Annotated in this window: 22 protein-coding genes and 1 riboswitch; of the genes, 10 read left to right on the top strand and 12 right to left on the bottom strand. The window is 57.4% G+C overall.

Annotation, left to right across the window (positions count from 1 at the left end; translation table 11 throughout):
- Positions 1–47: 47 nt before the first annotated feature.
- Positions 48–890 (top strand): AAA family ATPase, encoded by an 843-nt coding sequence (locus OUO13_RS16370; RefSeq protein ID WP_283175046.1) that lies wholly within the window; start codon positions 48–50, stop codon positions 888–890.
- Between the two features lie 32 nt (positions 891–922).
- Positions 923–2,101, top strand: coding sequence for a vWA domain-containing protein (locus tag OUO13_RS16375; RefSeq protein WP_283174966.1), 1,179 nt, complete (start codon positions 923–925; stop codon positions 2,099–2,101).
- Between the two features lie 717 nt (positions 2,102–2,818).
- On the opposite strand, the gene OUO13_RS16380 is transcribed toward OUO13_RS16375, so the two are convergent.
- The 3 genes from OUO13_RS16380 to OUO13_RS16390 all read right to left on the bottom strand — a co-directional run bounded on the left by OUO13_RS16380 (position 2,819) and on the right by OUO13_RS16390 (position 5,035).
- The gene (locus tag OUO13_RS16380; protein ID WP_283174967.1) at positions 2,819–3,679 is read right to left on the bottom strand and encodes a DMT family transporter; all 861 of its coding nucleotides are present in this window, start codon (positions 3,677–3,679) and stop codon (positions 2,819–2,821) included.
- Positions 3,680–3,816: 137 nt separating this feature from the next.
- Positions 3,817–4,542 carry an AraC family transcriptional regulator gene (locus OUO13_RS16385; protein ID WP_283174968.1) on the bottom strand — a complete coding sequence of 242 codons (726 nt, stop codon included), beginning with the start codon at positions 4,540–4,542 and terminating at the stop codon, positions 3,817–3,819.
- A 4-nt stretch (positions 4,543–4,546) separates the two neighbouring features.
- The gene (locus tag OUO13_RS16390; RefSeq protein ID WP_283174969.1) at positions 4,547–5,035 is read right to left on the bottom strand and encodes a gamma-glutamylcyclotransferase family protein; all 489 of its coding nucleotides are present in this window, start codon (positions 5,033–5,035) and stop codon (positions 4,547–4,549) included.
- A 248-nt stretch (positions 5,036–5,283) separates the two neighbouring features.
- Here OUO13_RS16390 and OUO13_RS16395 point away from each other — a divergent pair, with 248 nt between their 5' ends.
- Positions 5,284–5,706, top strand: a complete 423-nt coding sequence (locus tag OUO13_RS16395; protein ID WP_283174970.1) for an HIT family protein — start codon at positions 5,284–5,286, stop codon at positions 5,704–5,706.
- A gap of 136 nt (positions 5,707–5,842) precedes the next feature.
- Here OUO13_RS16395 and OUO13_RS16400 read toward each other — a convergent pair whose 3' ends face one another.
- On the bottom strand, positions 5,843–7,285 hold the full coding sequence (locus OUO13_RS16400; RefSeq protein WP_283174971.1) for an aminotransferase-like domain-containing protein: 1,443 nt from the start codon (positions 7,283–7,285) through the stop codon (positions 5,843–5,845).
- Positions 7,286–7,507: 222 nt separating this feature from the next.
- Here OUO13_RS16400 and OUO13_RS16405 point away from each other — a divergent pair, with 222 nt between their 5' ends.
- Positions 7,508–8,341 (top strand): PhzF family phenazine biosynthesis protein, encoded by an 834-nt coding sequence (locus OUO13_RS16405; protein ID WP_283174972.1) that lies wholly within the window; start codon positions 7,508–7,510, stop codon positions 8,339–8,341.
- Between the two features lie 206 nt (positions 8,342–8,547).
- On the opposite strand, the gene OUO13_RS16410 is transcribed toward OUO13_RS16405, so the two are convergent.
- Complete coding sequence (locus OUO13_RS16410; protein WP_283174973.1) at positions 8,548–8,727, bottom strand: oxidoreductase-like domain-containing protein; 180 nt, start codon at positions 8,725–8,727, stop codon at positions 8,548–8,550.
- A gap of 95 nt (positions 8,728–8,822) precedes the next feature.
- Between OUO13_RS16410 and OUO13_RS16415 the strand changes: the two genes are divergently transcribed.
- Positions 8,823–9,140: a hypothetical protein gene (locus tag OUO13_RS16415; RefSeq protein WP_283174974.1), complete on the top strand. Its 318-nt coding sequence runs from the start codon at positions 8,823–8,825 to the stop codon at positions 9,138–9,140.
- A 149-nt stretch (positions 9,141–9,289) separates the two neighbouring features.
- Here OUO13_RS16415 and OUO13_RS16420 read toward each other — a convergent pair whose 3' ends face one another.
- Entirely contained in the window at positions 9,290–9,460 is a 171-nt protein-coding gene (locus OUO13_RS16420) for a DUF3012 domain-containing protein (protein ID WP_283174975.1), read from the bottom strand.
- Between the two features lie 279 nt (positions 9,461–9,739).
- Here OUO13_RS16420 and OUO13_RS16425 point away from each other — a divergent pair, with 279 nt between their 5' ends.
- Positions 9,740–10,213, top strand: coding sequence for a DUF4124 domain-containing protein (locus OUO13_RS16425; protein WP_283174976.1), 474 nt, complete (start codon positions 9,740–9,742; stop codon positions 10,211–10,213).
- Positions 10,214–10,232: 19 nt separating this feature from the next.
- Here the strand turns inward: OUO13_RS16425 and nikR are convergent, their stop codons facing one another.
- The 6 genes from nikR to OUO13_RS16455 all read right to left on the bottom strand — a co-directional run bounded on the left by nikR (position 10,233) and on the right by OUO13_RS16455 (position 16,090).
- Positions 10,233–10,682, bottom strand: coding sequence for a nickel-responsive transcriptional regulator NikR (gene nikR, locus OUO13_RS16430; protein WP_283174977.1), 450 nt, complete (start codon positions 10,680–10,682; stop codon positions 10,233–10,235).
- A 116-nt stretch (positions 10,683–10,798) separates the two neighbouring features.
- The gene (glnT, locus tag OUO13_RS16435) at positions 10,799–12,169 is read right to left on the bottom strand and encodes a type III glutamate--ammonia ligase (RefSeq protein ID WP_283174978.1); all 1,371 of its coding nucleotides are present in this window, start codon (positions 12,167–12,169) and stop codon (positions 10,799–10,801) included.
- A gap of 138 nt (positions 12,170–12,307) precedes the next feature.
- Complete coding sequence (locus tag OUO13_RS16440; protein ID WP_283174979.1) at positions 12,308–13,081, bottom strand: creatininase family protein; 774 nt, start codon at positions 13,079–13,081, stop codon at positions 12,308–12,310.
- On the bottom strand, positions 13,081–13,995 hold the full coding sequence (locus tag OUO13_RS16445) for an ABC transporter ATP-binding protein (protein WP_346429366.1): 915 nt from the start codon (positions 13,993–13,995) through the stop codon (positions 13,081–13,083). The genes OUO13_RS16440 and OUO13_RS16445 overlap by 1 nt, the downstream gene beginning before the upstream one ends.
- A 14-nt stretch (positions 13,996–14,009) precedes the next feature.
- A complete protein-coding gene (locus OUO13_RS16450) occupies positions 14,010–14,960 on the bottom strand; it encodes an ABC transporter permease (RefSeq protein ID WP_283174980.1) in 951 nt (316 codons plus the stop codon).
- A 158-nt stretch (positions 14,961–15,118) separates the two neighbouring features.
- Complete coding sequence (locus tag OUO13_RS16455) at positions 15,119–16,090, bottom strand: ABC transporter substrate-binding protein (protein WP_283174981.1); 972 nt, start codon at positions 16,088–16,090, stop codon at positions 15,119–15,121.
- Positions 16,091–16,733: 643 nt separating this feature from the next.
- Positions 16,734–16,862, top strand: a riboswitch (guanidine-I (ykkC/yxkD leader).
- Positions 16,863–16,918: 56 nt separating this feature from the next.
- Between OUO13_RS16455 and OUO13_RS16460 the strand changes: the two genes are divergently transcribed.
- The 4 genes from OUO13_RS16460 to atzF all read left to right on the top strand — a co-directional run bounded on the left by OUO13_RS16460 (position 16,919) and on the right by atzF (position 23,970).
- The gene (locus tag OUO13_RS16460; RefSeq protein ID WP_283175047.1) at positions 16,919–17,698 is read left to right on the top strand and encodes an urea amidolyase associated protein UAAP1; all 780 of its coding nucleotides are present in this window, start codon (positions 16,919–16,921) and stop codon (positions 17,696–17,698) included.
- A gap of 6 nt (positions 17,699–17,704) precedes the next feature.
- Entirely contained in the window at positions 17,705–18,343 is a 639-nt protein-coding gene (locus tag OUO13_RS16465; RefSeq protein ID WP_283174982.1) for an urea amidolyase associated protein UAAP2, read from the top strand.
- Between the two features lie 117 nt (positions 18,344–18,460).
- On the top strand, positions 18,461–22,135 hold the full coding sequence (gene uca, locus OUO13_RS16470) for an urea carboxylase (RefSeq protein ID WP_283174983.1): 3,675 nt from the start codon (positions 18,461–18,463) through the stop codon (positions 22,133–22,135).
- A gap of 5 nt (positions 22,136–22,140) precedes the next feature.
- Positions 22,141–23,970 (top strand): allophanate hydrolase, encoded by a 1,830-nt coding sequence (atzF, locus tag OUO13_RS16475; RefSeq protein WP_283174984.1) that lies wholly within the window; start codon positions 22,141–22,143, stop codon positions 23,968–23,970.
- Positions 23,971–24,200: the final 230 nt, after the last annotated feature.

Below are 24,200 nucleotides of genomic sequence, written 5' to 3' on the forward strand. Positions count from 1 at the left end.
CTGGCCTGATTACGCTCTGGAGACCTGTTATGACCCAGCCTGTGCGCCTGAAATTCACCGGTACTGCCGATTATGTGGCGACGCCACAATTGACGATGGCGGTTAACGCTGCCATCACTCTGCAAAAACCCTTGCTGTTAAAAGGCGAGCCAGGCACGGGTAAAACCATGCTGGCGGAGCAGTTGGCGGCGGCGCTGGGTACTGAGCTGATCCAGTGGCATATCAAAAGTACCACCCGCGCCCAGCAGGGCCTGTATGAATACGATGCGGTGAGCCGTCTGCGTGACTCGCAGCTGGGTTCCGACCGGGTGCACGATATTCGCAATTACATCGTCAAGGGCAAGCTCTGGCAGGCGTTTGAGGCTGACAAGCCGGTGGTGTTGCTGATCGACGAGATCGACAAGGCCGATATCGAGTTTCCCAACGACCTGCTGCTGGAACTCGACAAGATGGAGTTCTTTGTTTACGAAACCCAGGAACGGGTGGTCGCCCGTCAGCGCCCGATTGTGCTGATTACCAGTAACAACGAAAAAGAACTGCCGGATGCCTTCCTGCGGCGTTGTTTCTTCCATTACATCGATTTTCCTGATCGCCATACCATGCAGCAGATTGTGGATGTGCACTTTGGTGCGCTGAAACCGGAGCTGGTGCAAACCGCGCTGGATGTGTTTTTTGATTTGCGCACCGTGCCCGGTCTCAAGAAAAAGCCGACCACCTCTGAGCTGATCGACTGGCTGAAACTGCTGCTGGCGGATGATATTGGTCTGGATGCGTTGCAGAACAAGCAGGGCACCCAGGCGATTCCGCCGTTACACGGCGCGCTTATCAAGAACGAGCAGGATGTGATGCTGCTGGAAAAACTGGCGTTTATGAGTCGCCGTCGCAGCTGATACCAGCCGGTATTGGCAAAGAGGGGAGTCCGATGCTGATCGACTTTTTTCAGGTAGTGCGGGCCGCCGGTGTTCCGGCTTCCATTCGTGAATATCTCGACCTGCTGCGGGCCTTGCAGCAGGGGCTGGCGTTTGCCGATCTTGATGAGTTTTACCAGTTGGCGCGCTTGTGTCTGGTCAAGGACGAAAAATACTACGACCGTTTTGATCGGGCATTTGGTGACTATTTCGAAGGCTTACGGGCGTTCGATAGTGTGTTGGAAGAGCTGAACCTGCCCGAGGACTGGTTGCGCAAGGAAGTTGAACGCATTCTGAGCGATGCTGAAAAAGCCGGGGTGGCGGGCAAGGGCAGTCTGGATGCCTTGATGGAGGCGCTGCGTGAGCGTCTGGAAAACCAGAAAGAGCGCCATCAGGGTGGCAGCAAGAATATCGGCACGGCGGGGACGTCGCCGTTTGGTGCCTACGGCTACAACCCGGAAGGCATCCGTATTGGTCAGCACGAAAACCGCCATAACCGCGCCGTAAAAGTCTGGGATCAGCGTAACTACCGTGACCTCGACGACAAGGTTGAGCTGGGTGTGCGTAACCTCAAGGTGGCTTTGCGGCGGCTGCGCCAGTTCGCCCGTCATGGCGCGGCCAATCAGCTGGATCTTGATGACACCATTCGTGCGACCGCGCGCAATGCCGGGTTTCTCGACCTCAAGCTGGTGCCGGAACGGCACAACGCCGTAAAAGTGCTGTTGCTGCTGGATATCGGCGGCTCGATGGATATGCACGTGCGGGCCTGTGAGGAGCTGTTTTCTGCCGCGCGTGCCGAGTTCAAACACCTCGAAAGTTATTACTTCCACAACTGTCTGTACGAGTTTGTCTGGCGTCATAACAGTCGGCGTTACAGCGAGCGCCTGCTGACTCGTGACATGCTCAACACCTATGGCCCGGACTACAAGGTGATCTTTGTGGGCGACGCCAGTATGGCGCCGTGGGAAGTCAGCCATGCGGGTGGCAGTGTTGAGCACAACAACGAGGAAGCGGGAGCTGTGTGGCTGCAGCGGGTGACGGAGCATTATCCACATGTGGTGTGGCTGAATCCGACGCCGGAGCGCTGGTGGGTGGATCATGGTTCGATGGGGATGATCCGCAAGTTGATGGAGAACCGGATGTTTCCGCTGACTGTGGAGGGGATTACCGCGGCGATTCAGGAGCTGGGGTAGGTTTGGTTGGCGGCTGGCTGCTGGCCGGGCCCAGGCGCTTTGCGGCTTGTTAATTGGCCTGGCCGTTTGCCCTCTTGGGGGACCTTGTCCCCCGGCCGGGCGGGCCTCCCCCTGCTTTTGCCCGACTGGGCTCGTTTACCCGGTTTTCACCGACAACGGCGTTTCGACCCCGGCCCGATGGCACATCCCTGTGCCAACGGGCCTTGCGGGGCATCCATGCCCCGGCCGGGTCGGCCGTTGCGGTGAATCCCGGCTCGCCCAGATGGGCATTTGGCAGCCAGCTGCGCTGGGTTAAAGCGGTGTTGATGGATACTGTTTGTCCGACGTCCGACGTCCGACGTCCGACGTCCGACGTCCGACGTCCGACGTCCGACGTCCGACGTCCGACGTCCGACGTCCGACCTCTGGCGGCTACTCGGCTTGTTAATTGGCGAAGCTGTTTGCCCTCTTGGGGGATCTTGTCCCCCGGCCGGGCGGGCCTCCCCCTGCTTTTGCCCGACTGGGCTCGTTTACCCGGTTTTCCCCGACAACGGCGTTTCGACCCCGGCCCGATGGCACATCCCTGTGCCAACGGGCCTGGCGGGGCATCCATGCCCCGGCCGGGTCGGCCGTTGCGGTGAATCCCGGCTCGCCCAGATGGGCAGTTAACGGCAGCCAGCTGCGCTGGGTTAAAGCGGTGTGTTGATGAATGCTGCTCGCCAGACGCCCGACTCGACCTCATGCCTTCTGCGTCTGTATCAACAGGCATACGCCTATCAATCCTGCGCCGAGCCAGCCGTACCAGGTGATGGTTTCGCCGACGACAAACACGGCCATAAAGGCGGCGACGACGGGTTCAAACAGGGTGAGGAGGGTGGCGCGGCTGGCGTCGATATGGCGCAGGCCGTAGCCGAATAATACGTAGCCGATAAACATGGGTATCAAGCTGATGTACCACACGGCGGCGCTGCCTGTGGGGGTGGCGAACAGCTGGTTGCCGGTGAGGCAGAGGGAGCCGAGTAGTATCAGGCTGGCGGGTACAAACAATCCGGCCATGGCGGACTGGGAGCGTACACCTCGTTGAATCAGGCGCACGGCGATCCATGAATACAGGGCGTAGGTAAAACCGGCGACCAGTCCGAGGATGATTCCGAACCTGTGTTGGCTGTCGGTACTCGGCAGTTGCTCCTGATCACCTGGATGAGCCAGTAACAGAATCCCCGATATTCCCAACATCAGGCTGACAAACCAGCGCCGGTCCATGGGGTTATGGTTGCCAAACAGGCGTTCGATAACGGCGGTCAGCAGCGGGGCGGAAGCGATGGTAACCACCGTGCCGGTGGCTACTCCGGCGAACCGCATGGAGCTGTAGAAGGCCAGTGGGTAGATGGCAACCGCCAGCGCGCCGGTCAGTACCAGCGCAGGATTGGCGCGTAAACCTGGCCAGTCATGCCATAGATGGCGGTATGCCAGCAGAGCCTGCAGCAGGCCACCGATTCCCATGGCGAAGGCTCCAATCGCCATGGGGCTGGCCAGTGGTGCAAAGCTGGCGGCGGTGCCGGTGGTTCCCCACAGGAAGGAAGCCAGCAGAATGGCCATTACACCGTTCTGACGTGTGTTATATGAGTGAGCAGGGGGCATGGTTCAACTCGATTAACGGTTCGTTATCAACTGGAAGCCATGGTAATCGGTAGCGGTTTGGCCGGAAGTGTTGATCAGACACCAGATTGTGCTGATCAGACGCCGTTGTGGTTCTGACCCTGTGCAAATACTCGCGGTGGTAAACCAAAGTGCTGGCTGAAACGACGGCTGAAGGCTGAAACATCGGAATAACCGGTCTGCTCGGCGATCTGCTGGACACTGAGGTCGGTGTGGCTGAGCAGGGCGCGGGCTTTTTCCATACGCTCGCGGGTGATGTATTGCATCGGGCTGATGCCGAGTTGCTCGCGAAAACGCTTTTTGAATTGGGTTGTTCCGAGCCCGGCCTGACGCGCCAGCTCGTTAATGCCGAGGCTGGTATGCAGCTGTTCAGTGATCCAGTGCTGAATCGCGCTGATCAGGCGGTCCTGGGGTGGTGCCATATGCTGCTGGCTCAGTAGTTGGCCGAATAACTGCACCATGCTGGCTTCTACCTGGGGATCGACCCGGTACTCCAGCTGTTGCTCAACAAACAGCAGAAAGCTGCGCAGTGGCGGATTGATGCTGAACAGACAGTGTGGGGTATCGGCCAGAGGCGCAGGCAACTCATCAAGGTCGGCCACCACAAAACGGGCCGCTTCGTTGGCCCCAAAATCGTGGCGCTGACCGCTGCGTATCACCACACATTCGCCCACACCGACCAGCCCTCGATAACCTTCCAGTTCAATATGAATGCTGCCCTGCAGGGGTAATACCAGCTGGTGCCAGTCATGGATATGGGTTTCGGTGAGTGGTTGGTAGGAGCGAATGCTGAGGCTGTTCACGGGTTCAGCACCAGGCAGCCGGGTTCAGCGGACGCGGATGGCTGACCGCGCGTTCGCGGCAGAAACGCTGCCAGTCGCCATGATGAATCGGCTGGCAACGCGCCAGACTCTGGCCATTGCTGTACACCCAGGTCTCTACCGTATGACCGGTTTGTGGGTGAGTGACGCGCAGGCGGCTGCGCTGGTATTCCCGTGGAAAACGATGATTGGCATTGCTGAGTTCGTAGGCGTCCAGCTCGGGCAATAGCTGCGCCGGGCGCAGCAACTCATAGAGTTCAGCCTGAACGCGCGATGGGCTGTGGGCGTCGGGCACCAGCACCGGATACCCGTGGCGCAACCAGAGTTTGCCCGGCACCTGCAGGGTTCCGACGCTGCGCGCGTGGCGCAACAGCAAACGGTGCATGGCGCTGTTCTGTTGTTGGGGCAGACTGGTGCGCAAGCCTTTGTGGCTCATCAGGCTTCCGTATACCAGCAGAAAACGGGGTTCAGACATAACACGACCCTGCAATGAAAAAACGGCGATTGTCAGAGCTTCAGACGAGGCTGTCCAGCCCGGAATCAAGGCTTGCCCAGATGCGAAGAGCAGAGAAGGAGGGGGCTGTCTGGATGGTTGAGTCGATGGCTGGCCCCATTACTGAACAGATGAGTAGTGAAATCATGGATTTACAGCTATGACAGCCTTCTGCATGATCAAGAGATCCGGTGGTTACCGGGCATTCGATCCGTCTCAGGGAGGCCAGCATGGCATACGATCCGAATAATATTTTTGCCCGCATTCTGCGCGGTGAGCTGCCTTGTATCCGTCTGTACGAGGATGATCAGACTCTGTCTTTTATGGACATCATGCCGCAGCTGCCGGGCCACGCGTTGGTGATTCCCAAGGAACCGGCCGTCACCATTTACGAATTGTCCGATGAGTCGATGGCGGCGTGTCTGCGCACGGCCAAAAAGGTTGGCAAAGCACTTGAACAGGCGTTCGGTTTTAACGGCACCAGCCTGTTCCAGCTGAACGGCACGGAGGCCGGGCAAACAGTGCCACATGTGCACTTCCATGTGCTGCCGGGGGCGTTCCTGCAGAGCAAGGCGTTAAAGGGCCACGCTGCGGAAATGGCCGATCTGGCCGAGCTGGAAATACTGGCTGCCCGTGTGCGTTCTTTCCTGTAAGGCACAAATGCATTAATTGATCAAAAAATGATCAATTTGTACGAGCCAAGCAGGAATCGGCCAACGCCAGTGTTATTCCGAGGGTTATCCACAGAAGTTGTGGATAATGAATGAGGCCCGATTGCCCTGTGGACAATCAGTGAGAGGCCTCGTTCATTTGCACTTCAATCAGGCTGGCGAGGGTCTGTAAGCCTTGCTCCAGTGCCGGATTCCAGCGGCACGCACAGGACAGGCGAATACAATTGCCAAAACGTCCGCTGGCCGAAAACAGCGGGCCTGGGGCGATGCTGATACCGCGCTGCAGAGCCTGTTGGGTCAGGCGAATAGCGTCTACTCCCTCTGGTAACTCCAGCCACAACACATAACCACCTTCAGGGCGGGAAACCCGTGTGCCCGCCGGGAAATACTGCTGGATTGCACTGGCCATGCGGGATGTCGCCAGCGCCAGCGCCGATGTCAGCTGGCGCAAATGGCGGTCGTATCCACCGTTTTCGAGGAAATCGGCCACCACTCGCTGGGCCAGGCTGTTCACGCCCATGTTCTGCACATACTTGAGGTGTTCGACTCGAGCCCGTTGACTGGTTGGGGCCGACAGCCAGCCGATTCGTAGCCCCGGTGCCAGGGTTTTGGAGAACGAACTGCAGTAGTAGATACGGTCGGCCATGCCCGCTCGCAACATGCCCTTACAACTCTTTGGACGCTCGCGGTGATAACCCAGATCACCGTAAACATCGTCTTCAATAAGCGCCACTTCGTGCTGGTTTAACAGATCAACCAGACGTTGTTTGTGCTCGTCGGGCATGCAGAAGCCGAGCGGATTGTTGAAATTGGGGACGACCACACAGGCTTTGATTGGCCAGCGGCTAAGCGCTAGCTCCAGAGCCTCCAGTGACAAACCGGTGGAAGGGTGTACCGGAATCTCCAGCGCTTTCAGCTGTAAGGACTCCAGCACCTGCAGCAGGCCGTAATAGGCCGGTGATTCCAGCGCCACCAGATCACCGGGGCTGGTGGTGGCTTGCAGGGCAATGATCAGAGCTTCCTGACAGCCGTTAGTGATTACCACGTCATCGGCACTGACCACACAACCACGATTGACCATGCGCCGTGCAATCTGGCGGCGTAACTCCGCCAGCCCCGGTGGGAACTGGTAAGTCATGGCTTCGAGACCATGATGTCGCGCCATGGTCGCCATACTGGCCTGTAATTGGCGCATGGGTACAAAGCTCGAATCGGGCACAGCCGCCCCTAACTGAATGGTCGCAGGGGCACTGGCCGCGCGTGCCATGGCCGCTACCAGCTCCTGGCCGGTTACCGGTGCTGGTGCCGGGGTAAAGGCCGCCACAGCGGGTTCAGGCAGGCGTTTCTGGCTATGACCACAGACATAAAACCCGGAGCGGTCACGGGCTTCGACCAGTGTACGGTTCTCCAGATTGCGATACGCCGCCATCACGGTGGCAATGCTGACACCACGTGCCTGGGCAAGCTGTCGAACGCCCGGCAGGCGTTCGCCGGGCCGATAGAGGCCATTCATGATGTTGGTGCTGATATCGTCAGCAATCTGTTCGTACAGACTGGTCATGCGTTAACTCCGTCAGAAACGGCTGGTATGCGGGAATCGGGTAAGCGTTTTTATGGTAGAGCCTTGCGGCCGGGGTATCCCGATACAGTTCAATGGATTTTAACCAGTACAGATTGGGTCTTGTCGCACTCTGTACCGATACAATTTGCCGCACCTGCAACTGTTACGGCAAGGAAGCAGCCACTAGACTGGAGGCTGAATCGAGATTGTCTGGAGGACTTCATGGCTGTACCCCTGTTTATTGTTGATGCCTTTGCGGATCGCCCATTTGCGGGCAATCCGGCGGCGGTATGTCTGTTGCCGGTTGGTCATGACGAAATTGCAGACAGTTTTTTGCAGTCCGTGGCCGCTGAGATGAATCTGTCGGAAACCGCGTTTCTGGTGCCCCGTGCCGATGGCAGCTGGCAGTTGCGCTGGTTTACGCCGGCGGTGGAAGTGGATTTGTGTGGCCACGCAACGCTGGCCAGTGCTCATGTGTTATGGGCTGAAGCCGGTGTCAGTGGTGATGAGCTGGTCTTTCATAGCCGCAGTGGTGAATTGCGGGCCAAGCGCCGCGAAGACCTGATCGAGCTGGATTTTCCACGAGTCAGAACCATCACAGGCGAATCGGTGGCACCAGAGACGATGGCAAAGGTGCTGGGAGTTACTCCAGAGCAGCTGGTGGCGTATTCGCAGGCCAGCGCTGGCCCGGACTGGCTGATTGAACTGGATGACGCTGAGTGGGTCGAGACCTTGCAACCTGACTTTCTCGCCCTGCACGAGTTGCCTTATCGGGGGCTGATTGTGACCGCACGAGGCGGACGTGAGGGCGCTGATTTTACGTCGCGCTTTTTTGCTCCGGCCGTAGGGATTAATGAAGATCCGGTCACTGGTTCGGCCCATTGTGCGCTGGCGGATTACTGGTGTGGGCGGCTTGATCGTTTGAGTATGCGCGGCTATCAGGCGTCGGCACGTGGTGGTGTGGTTGAGGTGGTGGTGCAGAGCGAGCGGGTATTGCTGGCCGGGCAGGCCAATACCGTGGTGGCAGGGCAGTTACGCGCCGTTGTGCCGGGTTAATCTTGTAACCGGTCTGGAGGGTTTTTCAGGTTCGGGTGCCGGTCCAACTGAGTGGCGATATCTCGCCACTCAGTCGTTTCATGACCTGGATTGGTTGACGTTACTGATAACCTCGTAAATGTTTGGCATTTTAGCGGCATACCGTTTATCGTCAGTCTCATATGACAGGTTGTCTAACCTGTCAGCAGCCAGTCAGGTTCAGAGCATCAGCTATTCTTTTGCTCACTGATGGTTGGAGTAGCCTGAGGAGGTTCCGGGTTAGCGTTGGCAGCTTTCTGCGCGGCTTCCCACTCTTGCAGGTCTTCTCGGTAAATGTCCCAGACGCAGCGATCACAACCGCTTTCGCAGCATTCGTAGTCACCGGGAGGAAGGGGTTTTTCGATCATGATGGTTTCTCATCTGGGAGTCTGGATCGGTAATCGATAGATCAATTATCGATCGTTAATGGTTGATTGGAGTCAATAATACGACGCATCAGGCCATGCTGCTGGCACAAATGCTAATTTGTTCGCGATTGCTGCATCATGGGCTGGTCTCTGCATACGGACGTGCTAAAACAATCTCATTGTCTGACGATTTTGCGTGTTCCGCTGGAGAGTGTCTGATGGCCGAATTTATTTCTGAAAACCTGTTTGCCATTGTAGCCGTATGGGCTTTTCTGTTTATCGGTTTTACCGGATTTTTCCGCGTTGCACCGACTGACGATACTACCTCATCTGATCCGAGCGCTGTGTCTGGTGATATTTATGCTGGCTCTCCGATGTTGATGCCCGTTGTGATCCGCAATCACAAGCACTGATCCAGCGTCTGTTGCCAGGCTGTCGTCGTTTCAGCGGCAGAAACAGTTACATAGCCACTATTCCTGATCAAATAATCGCGCCGGAGTGACTGCAATTTTGCAGTGGCTCCGGCGTGTTTGTTTGAGTCGTTAAAAGCCTTGTCGGGGAATTATTTCAGAATGCAGTGGCGAGCGAAGTCTTTTGCTTCGTTCATCGTCCAGTCGCCTTTTGGCTTTTCTTTCATATCCGCACACCACTCATCGCTACCTACTTCGGCGGCACAGCCGCCCAGCAGGGTTGCCAGGGTCAACATGAGCAGGGTAGTGCTGAAGCGTTTCATTGGAATTCCTTTAATAACAAATCGTTGGCAATTTTTTCTATGATAACCATCTGTCTGGAATGATTCAGTGCTACGGTGTGCGACTTCGACAGATGGGGAATAGCGGAATAAACTTTTTACAGTTGACGGATCAAACAAATATTCCGACTAACTGAGAGCAGTTTTGTTGGACAGAAAATGTGAAATACTGTTCACTATCGGCAAAATGAGTAAAGAAAATGCAATTGGGCTGCATCAGGCCGCTTGCCTACGCCAGCACCAGGATAAACGGAGGTATCCATGCAACGGCACTCAATTTCTCTGCTGTTAATATTGTTCTGCGGTGGTGTTGTGCAGCCCGCACTGGCCGAGGTGTGGCAATGGCGCGATGAGCAAGGCGTTCTGCATTTCAGCGATCTCCCCCCTTCTGAACGGCGGGTTGCCAGCCCTGCGCTGATTCCCCCTACTCAAGTAGATGTTGATGTGATGGCGCGCGATCGTCTGCAGCGCCAGCAAGACTGGCTGCAACTGCGTGAAGCCGAACGCAAACAGCTGCAGGCACAAAAAGCCCAGGAAGCAAAAGTGGCCGAAGCGCGTAATAACGCTTGCCGTGTGATGCTGGGCAAACTCACCGATATCAGTCGTAGCAATCGTTTTTATGACTATGATGCCAGCGGCAAACGTGTGTATCTGGATACGGCCGAAGTGAACTCCCGCCAGAACAGCCTTCAGCAGAAGTTCGACAAGCAATGCGCCGGTTACGCCAGGTCCTGAAGCAGATTTTCTGAGGCGTTTACACCTGTTTCGGTGGCAGCGGGTGAATCGGCGGAATGGTGTAGGCGTTCAGTAACAGGCGGCCGTAAACCACACCCCGCAGGGTGATCATCTTGTCGGCGATTTCGTTCAGCAAATCGGCCGGGCCCTGTACCAGAATAATCGACAGCGTATTGGTATGGGTGAGGTTAACGTTGAGGCTGGAGATCACCTCGTCGATGTATTCAAACTGCAGATCGTGTAGTTTTTTCTGCAAGCCTTGCACCGAATGGTCGTACACCAGATTAACGGTGCCGGTCATCACCTGGCTGCCCTGACGGGAGCGGTGATCGTTCAGTTGCAGGTTGATCATGTCACAAATGGCTTGGGAGCGGCTTTCAAAGCCACGTTCGGCCACCATCTGGTCCAGTCCTTCCAGCAGGGTTTCCGGCAGGGAAATACTGATGCGGCTGATCTTGTCTTTGGACATAACAGGCTTCCTTCGATACAGGCTTCCTTCGATAGAGGCTGCACATCGCTGCTGGTGTCAAAACAGCAGCGGTGAAGAGCCTGCCGGATCAGGGCAGGCTGCAGACATCAGGCGGATCAGAACAGATGGGAGTAACGCTCGATTTCCCACTGACTGACGTGCAGATGATACTGGTTCCATTCATCCTGTTTGTAGCGAATAAATTCCGCTTTTAACTCCTTGCCCAGCACTTGCTCTACAAAGGGGTCAGAATCAAAGGCCTGAATGGCTTCCTGCAAGGTACGTGGCAGGAACTGGATACCCAGTTCTTCCCGTTGTGCTTCGGTGAGTTCGTACAGGTTACTTTCCTGTGGCAGACCCGGATCAAGGTTCTCACGAATCCCTTCCAGACCGGCCGCCAGTGCCAGTGCCGCCGCCAGATACGGGTTGACTGCACCGTCGGCATTACGGGATTCACAACGACCACCACCCATTGGCACCCGAACCGAGTTGGTACGGTTGTTGGAGCCAAATGAGTTAAACACCGGCGCCCAGGTGAAGTACGGCATATCACCCTGACGCACCAGACGCTTGTAGGAGTTAACGGTTGGTGCAAACACCGCACACAGCGCCGGGCCGTGTTTCAGAATACCGGCGATAAACTGGTAACCCAGACGGGTCAGACCGAGGCCATGTGGGTCTTCGGATGGTTTGCACTGGAACAGGTTTTTGCCGGTTTCCAGATCGTACAGCGACATATTGAAGTGCGCGCCGGTACCGGTTTTGTTGGCGAAGGGTTTTGGCATAAAGGTCGCCAGCAGGCCATCCTGTTTGGCGTATTCCTTGGCCATCATTTTCAGGAAGGTAAAACGGTCACAGCTGGTGATGGCATCGGCGTAGTTGAAGTCGAATTCAAACTGGCCGTTGGCGTCTTCATGGTCGAACGAATACAGGCCCCAGCCGAGATCATTGATGCTGGTGGCCATACGGTCGAGCCAGCCAAAGTTACTGAGGAAGCTGCGGATGTCGTAACAGGGCTTTTTCAGCTTGTCGTCCGGGTCCGGTGCCGACAGGGTGCCATCGGCATTTTTCTTGAGCAGATACACCTCGGCTTCAATGCCCAGGTTCATACCAAACCCCATGGCGTTGGCCTGTTTCAGAACCTTTTTCAGCAGTACCCGGGTATTCAGTTCGTAGGGTTCACCGTACAGGGTGTTGTCGGCGGGCATCCACGCCACTTCCGGTTGCCATGGCAGCTGGATGATGTGGTCGAGGTCGGGCACCGAGGCAATTTCGTCATCGTTCGGAGCCTGGCCGAGGCCGTCCAGCGCATAGCCGGTGTACAGCTCGGAGCCGTGTGCCATGTGATGCAGATGGCTGATCGGCACAACCTTGCCTTTCGGAATACCGTGGATATCCACGTAGGTGCCCATGCAGTACTTCACACCTCTGCTGATCAGATCGTTCTGGATCTCGGTGATCTGGGCATCTGATTTGGTCTCAATCATGTCATTTACCTTGTTTCGTAATGATATTGACCCGGCTGAGCCGTTAGGGCGGCTAGCCTGAATTTTCGCCGGGGTTGGGTACGGACTCCGTACCGGGAGTGGAGCAGTCTTGCGTCGGTTTTTACTCTGGTTTTTTACTCAGGTCGTGGTCAGCACCGACTGGTAATAGGGTTGTTCTAACGGTGGTTCTTCATGAATGGCTTTCTGCAGCAGGGCCGTCAGATCGGTGAGCATCCATTCGTACAGCTGGCTGCCCTTCTCGGCGGTGGCATCTGACGGGCGTCCGGTCACACCATTCAGGCTGGTACGGTTCACCGGATGGCTGAACACACAACCATCGGTACGGTCGGGATCATCGGCGTCGCTGAGTTTGTCCATCCGCACCATGTCCGGGTGCAGGGCCATCATCAGTGCGGTTTCGGCATCGTTGGCGTGCCAGTCATCGGCATCCTGGAAGTGGGCGTCGCGCACGCGCGGAGACAGACGGGCGGTGTGCACCAGCGCCACCATAAAACCGTCGTGACGGGCACGCAGCATCTCCAGACCACAGCGCAACGGCGCTTCATTGGTAACGTGGCCGTTAACCAGCACCAGACGGCGGATACCGGCCGACCACACCCAGTCACCAATATCGCTGATCACATCAATCAGGGTTTTCGGATTCAGTGCCAGGGTGCCGGGCCAGCGCCGTGAATGGCCAATCGAGCAGCCATAGGGCAGGGTGGGCAGCAGAATCACCGGCACTTGTGCCGCTACATCGGTGCACAGGGTGTGGGCAATGGCGGTGTCCATTCCACAGCCCATATGCGGGCCATGCTGTTCGGTGGCACCAATCGGCAGAATCGCGGTTTGCACGCCAGCCTGTACGGCGCTGGCGACGTCTTCCCAGGTCATATGGTGAAGGTCATACATCAGAACACACTCCCGACATCGTCATTAACGTTCACCATGCGCACCATGTTGAGCTTGTCATCGTCGTCGTCACCATGGGCGGCCGGAGGATGAATCAGCTGTTCGATATGGCGTTTGGTGGCGAGGAATTCCGGGCTCAGGAACTGCCCCGGATGGCGCGGCTGTGGCACCGGCACTTCAACAATTTCCTGCACTTCACCGGGATGGGCTTTTAACACCAGAATGCGGTCGGCCAGATACACGGCCTCGTCGAGATCGTGGGTGATAAAAAAGATGGTGATGTCGATGTTCTTCCAGATCTCCATCAGGTACGCCTGCATTTTGGCGCGGGTCTGGGCATCCAGCGCCCCGAACGGCTCATCCATCAGCAGGATTTTCGGCTGATTGGCGAGGGCGCGGGCAATGGCAACGCGTTGTTTCATACCGCCGGATAACTGGTTCGGATAATGGTTTTCAAACCGCGCCAGACCAATCAGATCAATCCACTGGCGGGCATCCGCTTCGGCACTGCCACGGTCCTGACCACTTTCGATGAGGCCAAACATGATGTTTTCTTTCACCGTTAACCAGGGGAACAGGGTGTACCCCTGAAACACCATGCCGCGCTCAGGGCCGGGTTTGGTCACTTCCTTGCCGTTCAGCAGCACCTGCCCGGAGGTCGCCGATTCAAGCCCGGCCAGAATGCGGATCAGGGTCGATTTGCCGCAGCCGGATGGCCCGATCACACACACAAATTCGCGCTTGTGGATGGTCAGGTTGATGTCCTTGAGGGCGGTGACGCTGCCGGTACGGGTGCTGAATTCCTTGGTCAGGTTTTTTACTTCCATGGTCACCGGACGCTGTTTCAGACGCTCGAAACGGTCGCGAACGGTATCACTCTGGTGGCGGTAATCTGGCAATTCAAGATCAGTCATGGTGGTTCTCCAGATCAGTGATTCACACGTTGCCACGGAAACAGACGACGTCCGAGCCAGGCCAGCAGCAGGTCAATGGTGAGCCCGAGAATGCCGATGATGATGATGGCGGCAAACACGTTGTCGAAATTCTTGTAGCGCGCCTGTTGGGTGATAAACCAGGTGATACCGGAGCTGGTGCCGATCAGTTCCGCCACAATCAGGTAGGTCCAGGCCCAGCCGAGCAGGATGCGGGTATCGCGATACAGGTCGGGCAGAATGCCCGGAATTACGATGCGGAAAATCAGCGAGCGGTTACTGGCTCCCAGCGTCTGTCCTGCTTCCAGCAGGGCCGGGTCCAGTTTGCGGGTGGTATTGGCCACCACCAGCACCTGTTGAAAGAAGGTGCCGATAAAAATAATCGCAATTTTCGGGGCCTGGTAAATCCCCAGAATCGCCACCGCCAGGGCACCAAACGCCGGTGCAGGCAGGTAGCGGAAAAACTCGATAAATGGCTCGAACAGGCGTGAGAAGAAGTCAAAGGTGCCGGCCATGATCCCCAGCGGGATACCAATAATCGACGACAGCACAAAGCCCCAGAAAATCACCTCGATACTGCTCCACAGGCTTTCGTGCAGCCATTTTTCGCTGCTGCGGGTGGGCTCGGTGGTAAAGGCAGTGTAGAGCGCCGTCACCACCTCATGGGGTGCGGGTAAATAACCGGGGTTGGCCGGGCTACCTTGTGGCAGGGCGGTGCCCGCATCTCGGGCCTTGGCCAGTTCGGTTTCGAAAATCGCGTTGTCGATCAGCATGTCGGCTTTGAAGTAACTCACGGAGCCTGGCTCGCTGATCAGGGTTTGCGGGTGCCAGATAAAGGGCACATAACTGACCAGACTCCAGATCACCAGTGGCAACACAAAACTCAGCACCGTCACCAGTGAGCGGGTGCGCGGTGGCAGTGGTTTGTTGACAGCAAAAAGCGACATAAGCGGCTTCCTGTAACGGGTTTGCAGGGTGCAACTTCCCCCTGACCTGCAGCGCGGTCATACGGCTGTGCGGTCATCGTGCGAGGGAAGGGAAATTGGCCCCTTTTCCCACTTGCCCGGAAACATCCGCAGCAAGTGGGTGAGGCATGGGCCGATGGTTATTTGTGGACAGCGCTCATCAGTGAGGTATCGATGTAGCTGTCGACGTTTTGAGGTTGCTCGTAGACCTTGTTGTTCACGTTGAACTCGTCAGCAATCTTGCTGGAGCCATACAGTGAGGCAAAACCGTCGGCCTTTTTGGTAAACGGCATGGCTTCACGAATCGACAGGATACGGGTGCCATCAAGGAAAGCCTGATACTCCGCCGGTGTAACACCCACTCGGGCTGCCATAATGGCCACTGCTTCGTTATGGGTCGCCGGGTCGTTCAGATACGCCACCACGTCGTCCCAGACTTTCACCACTTTCTGCCAGTCGCCGCGGTGTTGGGCCAGGCTGGTCGGTGATACCGCCAGTACGTCGTAAATCAGGCCCGGCTCATCCGCCGAGGAGTACACGCGGCCAGAACCCGGCACCAGATTCAGGGCCTGACCGGAGTTTGGTTGCCAGGCGACAATGGCATCAACCTGACCAGAGGCCAGCACCTGCGGGGTTTCGTTGGTTGGCACGTTGACCAGCTCAACATCTTTTTCGGTCATACCGTATTTTTTCAGGCCGTTGAGCAGCAGCAGGTGTTCAACAAAGCCGATTTCGACGCCGATCTTTTTGCCCTTCAGGTCCTTCAGGCTTTTGATGCCGGGAGCACCCACCACCATGTCGTTACCGTTGGAGTAGTCGTTGATCAGAATCATCACGTTGGGGGCACCGCTGGAGCCGGTCACCAGCGCATCACCGTTGGTCATGGTGACCGCATCGAGCTGGCCAGCCGCAAAGGCTTCCATACTGGCGACGTAGTCGAACCACTCGAATTGCACCTCAACGCCTTCTTTTTCAAACATTTTTTTCTCGACGGCGATTTCCCAGGCGACCCAGCCCGGCCAGTCGCTGTAACCGATTTTTAACGGTTCGGCGGATACCGACTGGGTTAAGGCAAGACCGGCAAACAGGGCAGACAGCAGGGTTTTCTTCATCGGGTAACTCCAGTAACGGGTGTCGATTCAGGGATTCGGATCAGGCTTTGAGTATTACCAGAACATAAATTCGTAATACTGGTCTAGCACCGCCTATGCCATTTCCAGTGTGCGAGCGGGCGATGACAGCCTCGTGGATAGCCGTGCCAGGTGCCCGAAAATTCCGCGCGCCGCCATTGGCCATCGGGCTTGCAGGCCGGTAGACGCAAATGGAAAAGCGGGAGTCGTGAGTGGGGTGAACAAGTGGTCAAATCTGACAAAGTTGTCAGGTCAAGCATGAGAGCCACCGCGCACCAGAGAACACTCGGCCATCTTTGCCTTGTATTGGTGCAATATTGGCCGGTTGTTGCCATGTTTTGAGGCGGATATGCGCCAAAGACGGACGGTATGCGCCAGCGGACGCTGGCAAACACCGCATCAGCGTTTTACCGGCCGCTGGTCAATTGCCCAAAACGGCCGGGTTGACGGAGTGGCACCGGGTTTGCTTTAGTAAAAAAGTTGAAAAAACGTTGAACACATTCAGACCGCGCCCGATCCGTTCGAGCGCAACTGATTGGCGCGCAACTGAAACGTCCGTACCCCTTGACGCGTTTCGCATGAAACGATTCAAAACGGACCAGCCTCTGGGCTGACACAATTTGGTGGAATAGAGCGCTAGGGTTCCGACCTGTTGCCAATGGCACAGGTGACTGGTCCGAGAGCACTCGACCTCTCAGGGATCTGCTGCCCGGCAGATCACCAGGTTACACGGCGGGATAAAAGCCCGGGAGACTCGTTTGGCAAAGGCCAGGGGTACTCCATGTGAACCGAGCAACTGAGAAGCAGCACATGATCCATTCCATCGACTACCAGACCCGATTGTCTCCCGGCGGCCACTGGTCCTTGCGTCTCAAACGCGGCACCGTGCTGCGTCTGACCGATCTCGACGGCGGTGCCAACGTTGGCATGCTGTTCTACAACCCGGAAAACCTGCTGGAGCGTTACAACGCCCCGGACACCCTCAAGTGCCAGCACACCTTCCGTATCACCAAGGGCCACTGCCTGTACTCCGACATGGGGCGCATTTTTGCCTCGGTCGTCGACGACAGCATGGGCTGGCATGACAGCGTCTGTGGCAACAGCCACGCCCAACAGGTCGCCAGCCGTTGGGGCAAACGCGATTATCAGAACGCCCGTAACGAGTGGCACCAGAACGGCACCGACGCCTTTCTGGTCGAGCTGGCCAAGTACGGTCTGGGTCGTGCCGATCTGGCTTCCAACCTCAACTGGTTCAGCAAGGTTGCCACCGATGCGGTAGGGAATATGCGCCTGGTGCCCGGTGCCAGCCCGGCGGGCAGCCAGGTCACCCTGCGTTTTGAAATGGACACGCTGGTGCTGTTACACGCCTGTCCACATCCGCTCAATCCGGCGGACAGCTATCCGGCTCGCGCCGTGGGGATTGAACTGGGTCTGGCGTTGCCGGTGGCGGCAGACGATCCGTGCCTGAATCTCTGTGATGAAAACCGCCGTGGTTTTGCCAACAACGCCCTGTATTACCTCGGTGCCGATCACCATTACCCACAACCGGTGCCTGCTGCACTGGCCAATCTGCAGCCGGATCAGGAGTAACCCATCATGCTGACCACCAGTTCCTATCTGCCTGAACAGGCGATTATTCGTGATACCGTTGCGGCCGGTGATTACTACATCAAGACCATCAAGGCCGGGCAGACCGTGCGTTTGCTGGATCTCGAAGGCAATCAGGCCGCCGACACCCTGTTTTACAGCGCCGCCAACCCGAGTGAGCGTTACAGCGCCAGCGATACCATTCGTGAACAGGGGAACGTCTACCTGACCAGTGGTTCGGTGCTGCGCTCCAACCTTAATAATCCGATGCTGGAAATTGTCGCCGATACCTGCGGTCGCCACGATACCCTCGGCGGTGCCTGCGCCACCGAAAGCAACACCGTGCGTTACGACCTCGAAAAACGCTGCATGCATGCCTGTCGTGACAGCTGGATGCTGGCCATCAACGAACACCCGGAATACCGCCTCAACAAGCGCGATATCGCCCACAACATCAACTTCTTTATGAACGTGCCCATCACCGAAGCCGGTGGCCTGACCTTCGAAGACGGCATTTCAGCACCGGGCAAATACGTTGAGTTAAAAGCCCTGATGGACGTGGTGATCCTGATCTCCAACTGCCCGCAGCTGAACAACCCGTGCAACGGTTACAACCCGACTCCGATTGAAGTGCTGGTCTGGAACTGACGGCCGCCGGTCAGGCGTTGGCCATTCAACGCCCGACCATGACCCACCGGGACGACCCGGCCGGGTGACTGAATTTTCGCAGGACGACCTGCAGTACAAACACGGAGTCTGTATCCGATGATTGGCAAAGTACTGATTGCGAACCGGGGCGCCATTGCCACCCGCATCATCCGCACCCTCAACCAGATGGGCATTGCCTCGGTGGCGATTTACGCCGACTGCGACGCCGACAGCCTGCATGTGCGGCTGGCCGATGAGGCCGTGTGCCTGAACCCGGATACCCCGGAGCAGAACCAGGCGGCGTATACCTACCTGAACGTTGAGCGCATTCTGCAAATCGCCCGCGAAACCGGTGCCCACGCCATTCACCCTGGTTACGGATTCCTCAGTGAAAACGCCGATTTTGTGGCACGCTGTGAAGCCGAAGGTCTGCAATTTATTGGCCCGACGCCCGAGCAGATCACCACCTTTGGCCTCAAGCATCAGGCGCGTGAACTGGCGTTAAACAGCCAGGTGCCATTGCTGCCGGGTTCCGACCTGTTAACCGACCTGGCGGCGGCCAAGGCCGAAGCGGCGCGGATCGGATATCCGGTGATGTTAAAGTCGACCGCTGGTGGTGGTGGCATTGGTATGTCGCTGTGCCACAACGATACCGAACTGGATAACGCCTTTGCCTCGGTCAAACGTCTGGGTGCCAACAACTTCGCCAACGACGGCGTGTTCCTCGAAAAATTCATCGCCCGCGCCCGCCATATTGAAGTGCAGGTGTTTGGCGATGGTCAGGGCAAGGCACTGGCGATTGGTGAGCGTGACTGCTCCAGCCAGCGCCGCAACCAGAAAGTGGTGGAGGAGTGCCCGGCACCGAATCTGTCAGACGACATTCGTCAGCAGTTGTATGCCACCGCTGAACGCCTGCTGGCCAGTGTGGCGTATCGCAATGCCGGTACGGTGGAATTTATTCTCGATGCCGACACCGGCGCGTTCTACTTTCTGGAAGTGAACACCCGTCTGCAGGTCGAGCACGGTGTTACCGAAGAAGTGTATGGCGTTGATCTGGTGCAGTGGATGGTGAGTCTGGCGGCCGGTAATACCTCGGATCTCGACAGTATTCGCCAGCAACTGAAGCCGTCTGGGCATGCCATTCAGGTGCGGATTTACGCCGAAGACCCATATCTCAACTTCCAGCCAGCGGCCGGATTGCTCAGTCAGGTAGCATTTTACCAGCCTGCCGAGCAGGAGCGGGTACGGGTGGATACCTGGGTCGAAACCGGTATCGAGATTCCGCCCTATTTCGACCCTATGATCGCCAAGCTGATTGTGCACGCCCAGAACCGTGACGACGCGCTGGCGCTGATGCAGAAAACCCTCGATCAGTCACAACTGTATGGCTGCGAAACCAACCTCGATTACCTGCGGGTGTTAACCCGTGACCAGCGCCTGCTGGACGGTGAAATCACCACCCGTTACCTCAACGACTTTGCTTATTTGCCTGCCCGTATCGACGTGATCAGTGGTGGCACCCAGACCACCATTCAGGATGTGCCGGGCCGCAGTGGTTATTGGGATGTGGGTGTACCGCCGTCGGGTCCGTTCGACAGCCACTCGTTCCGCTTGGCCAACCGTTTGTTGGGGAACCCGGAAAACGCCGCCGGGCTGGAAATCACCATTCAGGGCCCAACTCTGCAGTTCAGCCGTACCACTCAGGTGGTGATTGGTGGTGCCGATATGGATGCCAGCCTGCAAACAGCGGGGCAGGGTGAACGTATTCCTGTGCGCAACTGGCAGGTGATTACCATTGAAGCCGGGCAGATCCTGAGCCTTGGTCGGGTTGCCAAAACCGCTGGTGCCCGTGCCTATCTGGCGGTGGCCGGTGGTATCCAATGCCCGGATTATCTGGGTTCCAAATCGACCTTTACTCTCGGCCAGTTTGGTGGCCACAACGGTCGTGGCATTCGCGCCGGTGACGTCCTGCATCTGGATGGCAGCGCCCTGTTGCCACAACCAACGCTGACCGAATTGCCGACCGAGCTGCAACCGGCGATCTGTTCACTGGATACGCCGGATGCCGGTGATGCCTGGCTGCTGCATGTGATTTACGGCCCACACGGTGCACCGGATTTTTTCACCCATCCGGATATCGACACCTTTTTTGCTACCGCCTGGGAAGTGCACTACAACTCCAGTCGCACCGGGGTGCGCCTGATTGGCCCCAAACCCGAATGGGCGCGAGCCGATGGTGGTGAGGCCGGTTTGCATCCGTCCAACCTGCATGACAACGCCTATGCCTTTGGCTCGGTGGACTTTACCGGCGACATGCCGGTGATTCTGGGGCCAGATGGCCCATCGCTGGGTGGTTTTGTGTGCCCGGCAACCGTGATCACGGCGGATCTGTGGAAGCTGGGTCAGCTGCGCGCGGGCGACAAGGTGCGTTTTGTGCCGGTCAGCCTCGAAACCGCCGTGGCGCTGGAAGCCGCCAACCAGCAATCGATTGAATCCCTGCAAGCCGTGGCCGTGAACATCGAAGCGATAGAGCCGTTAACCCCGATTCTGGCTAGCCTCAGTGCCGCCGAAATGGGCGATGACGTAGTCTATCGTGCCGCTGGTGACCACTTCCTGCTGGTGGAATACGGTGCCATGGAACTCGACCTGCGCCTGCGCTTCCGTGCTCACGCCTTGATGCAATGGTTACAGCAGCATCCATTGGCCGGTATCCGCGAACTGACACCGGGTATCCGTTCGCTGCAGGTGCATTACAACTCCCAGCAGCTGCCAGTGCAGCAACTGATTGCCTATCTGCAACAGGCCGAACGCACGTTGTCCAACCAGCTGGACGAACTGTCGGTGCCATCGCGGATTGTGCATATTCCACTGTCGTGGGATGACGAAGCCTGCCGTCTGGCGATCCAGAAGTACGATCAGTCGGTGCGCAAAAATGCGCCGTGGGCACCCAGCAATCTCGAATTTATCCGCCGTATTAACGGTCTCGACAGCATTGATGCGGTCAAGAAAATCGTCTTCGACGCGTCTTATCTGGTGATGGGGCTGGGCGACGTCTATCTGGGCGCGCCAGTGGCCACACCGGTTGATCCGCGCCACCGTCTGGTGACCACCAAATACAACCCGGCGCGTACCTGGACTGCTGAAAACTCGGTGGGGATTGGTGGTTCCTATCTTTGTGTGTATGGCATGGAAGGGCCGGGTGGTTACCAGTTTGTTGGCCGTACCCTGCAGATGTGGAACCGCTATCGCCGCACCCATGAGTTCAGCCAACCTTACCTGCTGCGCTTTTTTGACCAGATCCGTTTCTACGAAGTCAGCCAAAACGAACTGATGCAAATCCGCCGTGATTTCCCGCAAGGGCGTTACCCGCTGACGATCGAGCAAGGTCATTTCAGCCTCGGCGAGTACCAGCAGTTCCTCAGCGACGAAGCCGCCAGCATTGGCGCCTTCACCGAACAGCGTAACCAGGCCTTTGCCGCCGAACTGGAGCGCTGGCACCGTGATGGCCAGTTCAACTATTCCGTTGAGGAAGTTGAGGCCGACAGCACCGATATCTGCTGGCCGGAAGACGCCATTCTGGTCGACAGCCCGGTATCCGGCTCGGTGTGGCAAATCAGCACCGAGGTGGGCGCCAGCGTCAAGGCCGGTCAGGTGTTGATGATTCTGGAATCGATGAAGATGGAAATTACCGTCCACGCCCCGTGTGATGGCGTGGTTGACCAGATTGTTCTGAAAGAAGGCGGCCGGGTGAACCCTGGCCAGGCCCTGATTCTGATGTCCTCTGTGGAGTAAGCCCAATGACTGTTCCGAACAAAACCCTGAACCTGAGTTTTGCCGCCCTCAAACAGGCTTACCGCAGTGGTGAGTTGAGCCCTCAACAACTGGTTGAGCAGATTATCGAACGGGCGGCCGGTTTTACCGACCACAACATCTGGATCACCGCCCCAGCGCTGGACTGGATTCAGCCCTATATCGACGGACTTGCCAGCAAGAACCCCGACAGCAGCCCGCTGTGGGGGATTCCGTTTGTGATCAAGGACAACATCGACCTCGCCGGTGTGCCAACCACCGCCGGTTGCCCGCAGTTTGCCTATACCCCAGGCCAACACGCCTTTGTGGTGCAGCAGCTGGTGGATGCTGGTGCCATTCCGGTCGGCAAGGCCAACCTCGATCAGTTTGCCACCGGCCTGAACGGCACCCGTTCACCGTTTGGAGCCTGCCATAACAGCTTCGATTTTGATTATGTCAGTGGCGGTTCCAGCTCCGGCTCAGCGGTATCGGTGGCGCTCGGGCTGGCCAGTTTCAGCCTCGGCACCGACACCGCCGGTTCCGGCCGTGTACCGGCCTGTTTTAACAACCTGATTGGCCTTAAACCGAGTATCGGCTTGTTGTCGGGCAGCGGGCTGGTGTATGCCTGCCGCAGCCTCGATTGCATCAGCATTTTTGCCACCAACAGCGACGACGCCAACGAGGTGCTGGAAGTTGCTGCGCAATACGACGAGGCCGATGGTTTCAGCCGCCATAACCCGTATCTGAACCTCAAACGTCATTACGGACTGGCGGCCAGTAACCTGAGTCTGGGGGTGATTCCGCCATCACAGCTGCAATTTTTCGGCGATGAAGGTTATGCCAGTGCATATGCCGATACCCTGAGTGAGCTGCAAGCGGCCGGTTTTACCCTCACCGAAATCGACTTTGAGCCCTTCCTGGAAGCCGCCCGTTTGCTGTACGAAGGCCCGTGGGTCACGGAACGTTATATGGCGACCCAGCCGTTAATCGACACCAACCCCGATGCCATCTTCCCGGTGGTACGGGCGATTGTGGAGCAGGGCAAATACCCAGCGGCTACCGATCTGTTCAAAGCCCAATATCGCCTGCGAGAACTCAAGCGCACCTGCGATGCCATTCTGGCCTCGGTGGACGCCCTGCTGACGCCCACCGCCGGACGTCATTTCACCATCGCCGAGATGCTGGCCGAACCCATCAAGGCCAACAGCCAGCTCGGTTATTACACCAACTTCATGAACCTGCTCGATATGGCCTCGGTCGCCGTGCCAACCCGACTGTTCAGTGCTGCCAACGGCAAAACCATGCCGTTTGGTATCACTCTGGTGGGGCCTTGTATGTCCGACCGCTGGCTGCTGTCGATTGCCAATCGCCTGCAAGGCATCTTTGAACTGCCACAAGGTGCTACTGGCCAGCCGCAACCCGCCCGTGCCCAAAACCCGGTAACTTCCCAGAAACGCATCGACGTACTGGTGTGTGGTGCGCACCTGACCGGCTTGCCGCTCAACTGGCAGCTGACCGAACGCGGCGCCACCCTCAAAACCGTCACCACCACCGCCGCGGTGTATCGCATGTACGCACTCGCCGGTGGCCCGCTGTTACGCCCCGGCCTGATTCGTGACGAATCCAATGGCGCGGCGATTGATGTGGAAATCTGGAGTATGCCAGCTGATCAGTTCGGCACCTTTGTGGCCGCCATACCGGGGCCACTGGGTATTGGTAAAGTGCAGATCGCCGATGGTTCGATGGTCACCGGGTTTATTTGTGAGCCCTCAGGGCAAATTGGCGCGGAAGATATTACCCACCACGGCAGCTGGAAAGCCTGGCTGGCCAGCCGGTGAGGAGATCTCTTATCGGTCTCGATATGTCAGCAAAACCGCTTGCTTTGCCGGGCCTGGTCTTTGTTATGGGCAAAACGGTCTGGATAAACTGAAGGGGACATCTATTTAATCCGGTGCCCGCTCTGGGCTTCCGGATGGTTACGAATCACGAAGCCAGTTTGCAGGCCTGACGGGTCAAGTCAAAAACTGGCGACACAGAGTCGGAATCATCCAGCAGCCCCCGAAGGGCG

The sequence above is a fragment of the Parathalassolituus penaei genome, assembly GCF_026626885.1.
Lineage (GTDB): Bacteria > Pseudomonadota > Gammaproteobacteria > Pseudomonadales > Oceanobacteraceae > Oceanobacter > Oceanobacter penaei.

Bases quoted from the DNA above. Each gene is read 5' to 3' on its own strand.
- OUO13_RS16375 (WP_283174966.1), top strand. From the start codon at position 923: ATGCTGATCGACTTTTTTCAGGTAGTGCGGGCCGCCGGTGTTCCGGCT.
- OUO13_RS16380 (WP_283174967.1), bottom strand. From the start codon at position 3,679: ATGGCCATTCTGCTGGCTTCCTTCCTGTGGGGAACCACCGGCACCGCC.
- OUO13_RS16390 (WP_283174969.1), bottom strand. From the start codon at position 5,035: ATGTCTGAACCCCGTTTTCTGCTGGTATACGGAAGCCTGATGAGCCAC.
- OUO13_RS16395 (WP_283174970.1), top strand. From the start codon at position 5,284: ATGGCATACGATCCGAATAATATTTTTGCCCGCATTCTGCGCGGTGAG.
- OUO13_RS16400 (WP_283174971.1), bottom strand. From the start codon at position 7,285: ATGACCAGTCTGTACGAACAGATTGCTGACGATATCAGCACCAACATC.
- OUO13_RS16405 (WP_283174972.1), top strand. From the start codon at position 7,508: ATGGCTGTACCCCTGTTTATTGTTGATGCCTTTGCGGATCGCCCATTT.
- OUO13_RS16410 (WP_283174973.1), bottom strand. From the start codon at position 8,727: ATGATCGAAAAACCCCTTCCTCCCGGTGACTACGAATGCTGCGAAAGC.
- OUO13_RS16415 (WP_283174974.1), top strand. From the start codon at position 8,823: ATGCTGCTGGCACAAATGCTAATTTGTTCGCGATTGCTGCATCATGGG.
- OUO13_RS16420 (WP_283174975.1), bottom strand. From the start codon at position 9,460: ATGAAACGCTTCAGCACTACCCTGCTCATGTTGACCCTGGCAACCCTG.
- OUO13_RS16425 (WP_283174976.1), top strand. From the start codon at position 9,740: ATGCAACGGCACTCAATTTCTCTGCTGTTAATATTGTTCTGCGGTGGT.
- nikR (WP_283174977.1), bottom strand. From the start codon at position 10,682: ATGTCCAAAGACAAGATCAGCCGCATCAGTATTTCCCTGCCGGAAACC.
- glnT (WP_283174978.1), bottom strand. From the start codon at position 12,169: ATGATTGAGACCAAATCAGATGCCCAGATCACCGAGATCCAGAACGAT.
- OUO13_RS16440 (WP_283174979.1), bottom strand. From the start codon at position 13,081: ATGTATGACCTTCACCATATGACCTGGGAAGACGTCGCCAGCGCCGTA.
- OUO13_RS16445 (WP_346429366.1), bottom strand. From the start codon at position 13,995: ATGACTGATCTTGAATTGCCAGATTACCGCCACCAGAGTGATACCGTT.
- OUO13_RS16450 (WP_283174980.1), bottom strand. From the start codon at position 14,960: ATGTCGCTTTTTGCTGTCAACAAACCACTGCCACCGCGCACCCGCTCA.
- OUO13_RS16455 (WP_283174981.1), bottom strand. From the start codon at position 16,090: ATGAAGAAAACCCTGCTGTCTGCCCTGTTTGCCGGTCTTGCCTTAACC.
- OUO13_RS16460 (WP_283175047.1), top strand. From the start codon at position 16,919: ATGATCCATTCCATCGACTACCAGACCCGATTGTCTCCCGGCGGCCAC.
- OUO13_RS16465 (WP_283174982.1), top strand. From the start codon at position 17,705: ATGCTGACCACCAGTTCCTATCTGCCTGAACAGGCGATTATTCGTGAT.
- uca (WP_283174983.1), top strand. From the start codon at position 18,461: ATGATTGGCAAAGTACTGATTGCGAACCGGGGCGCCATTGCCACCCGC.
- atzF (WP_283174984.1), top strand. From the start codon at position 22,141: ATGACTGTTCCGAACAAAACCCTGAACCTGAGTTTTGCCGCCCTCAAA.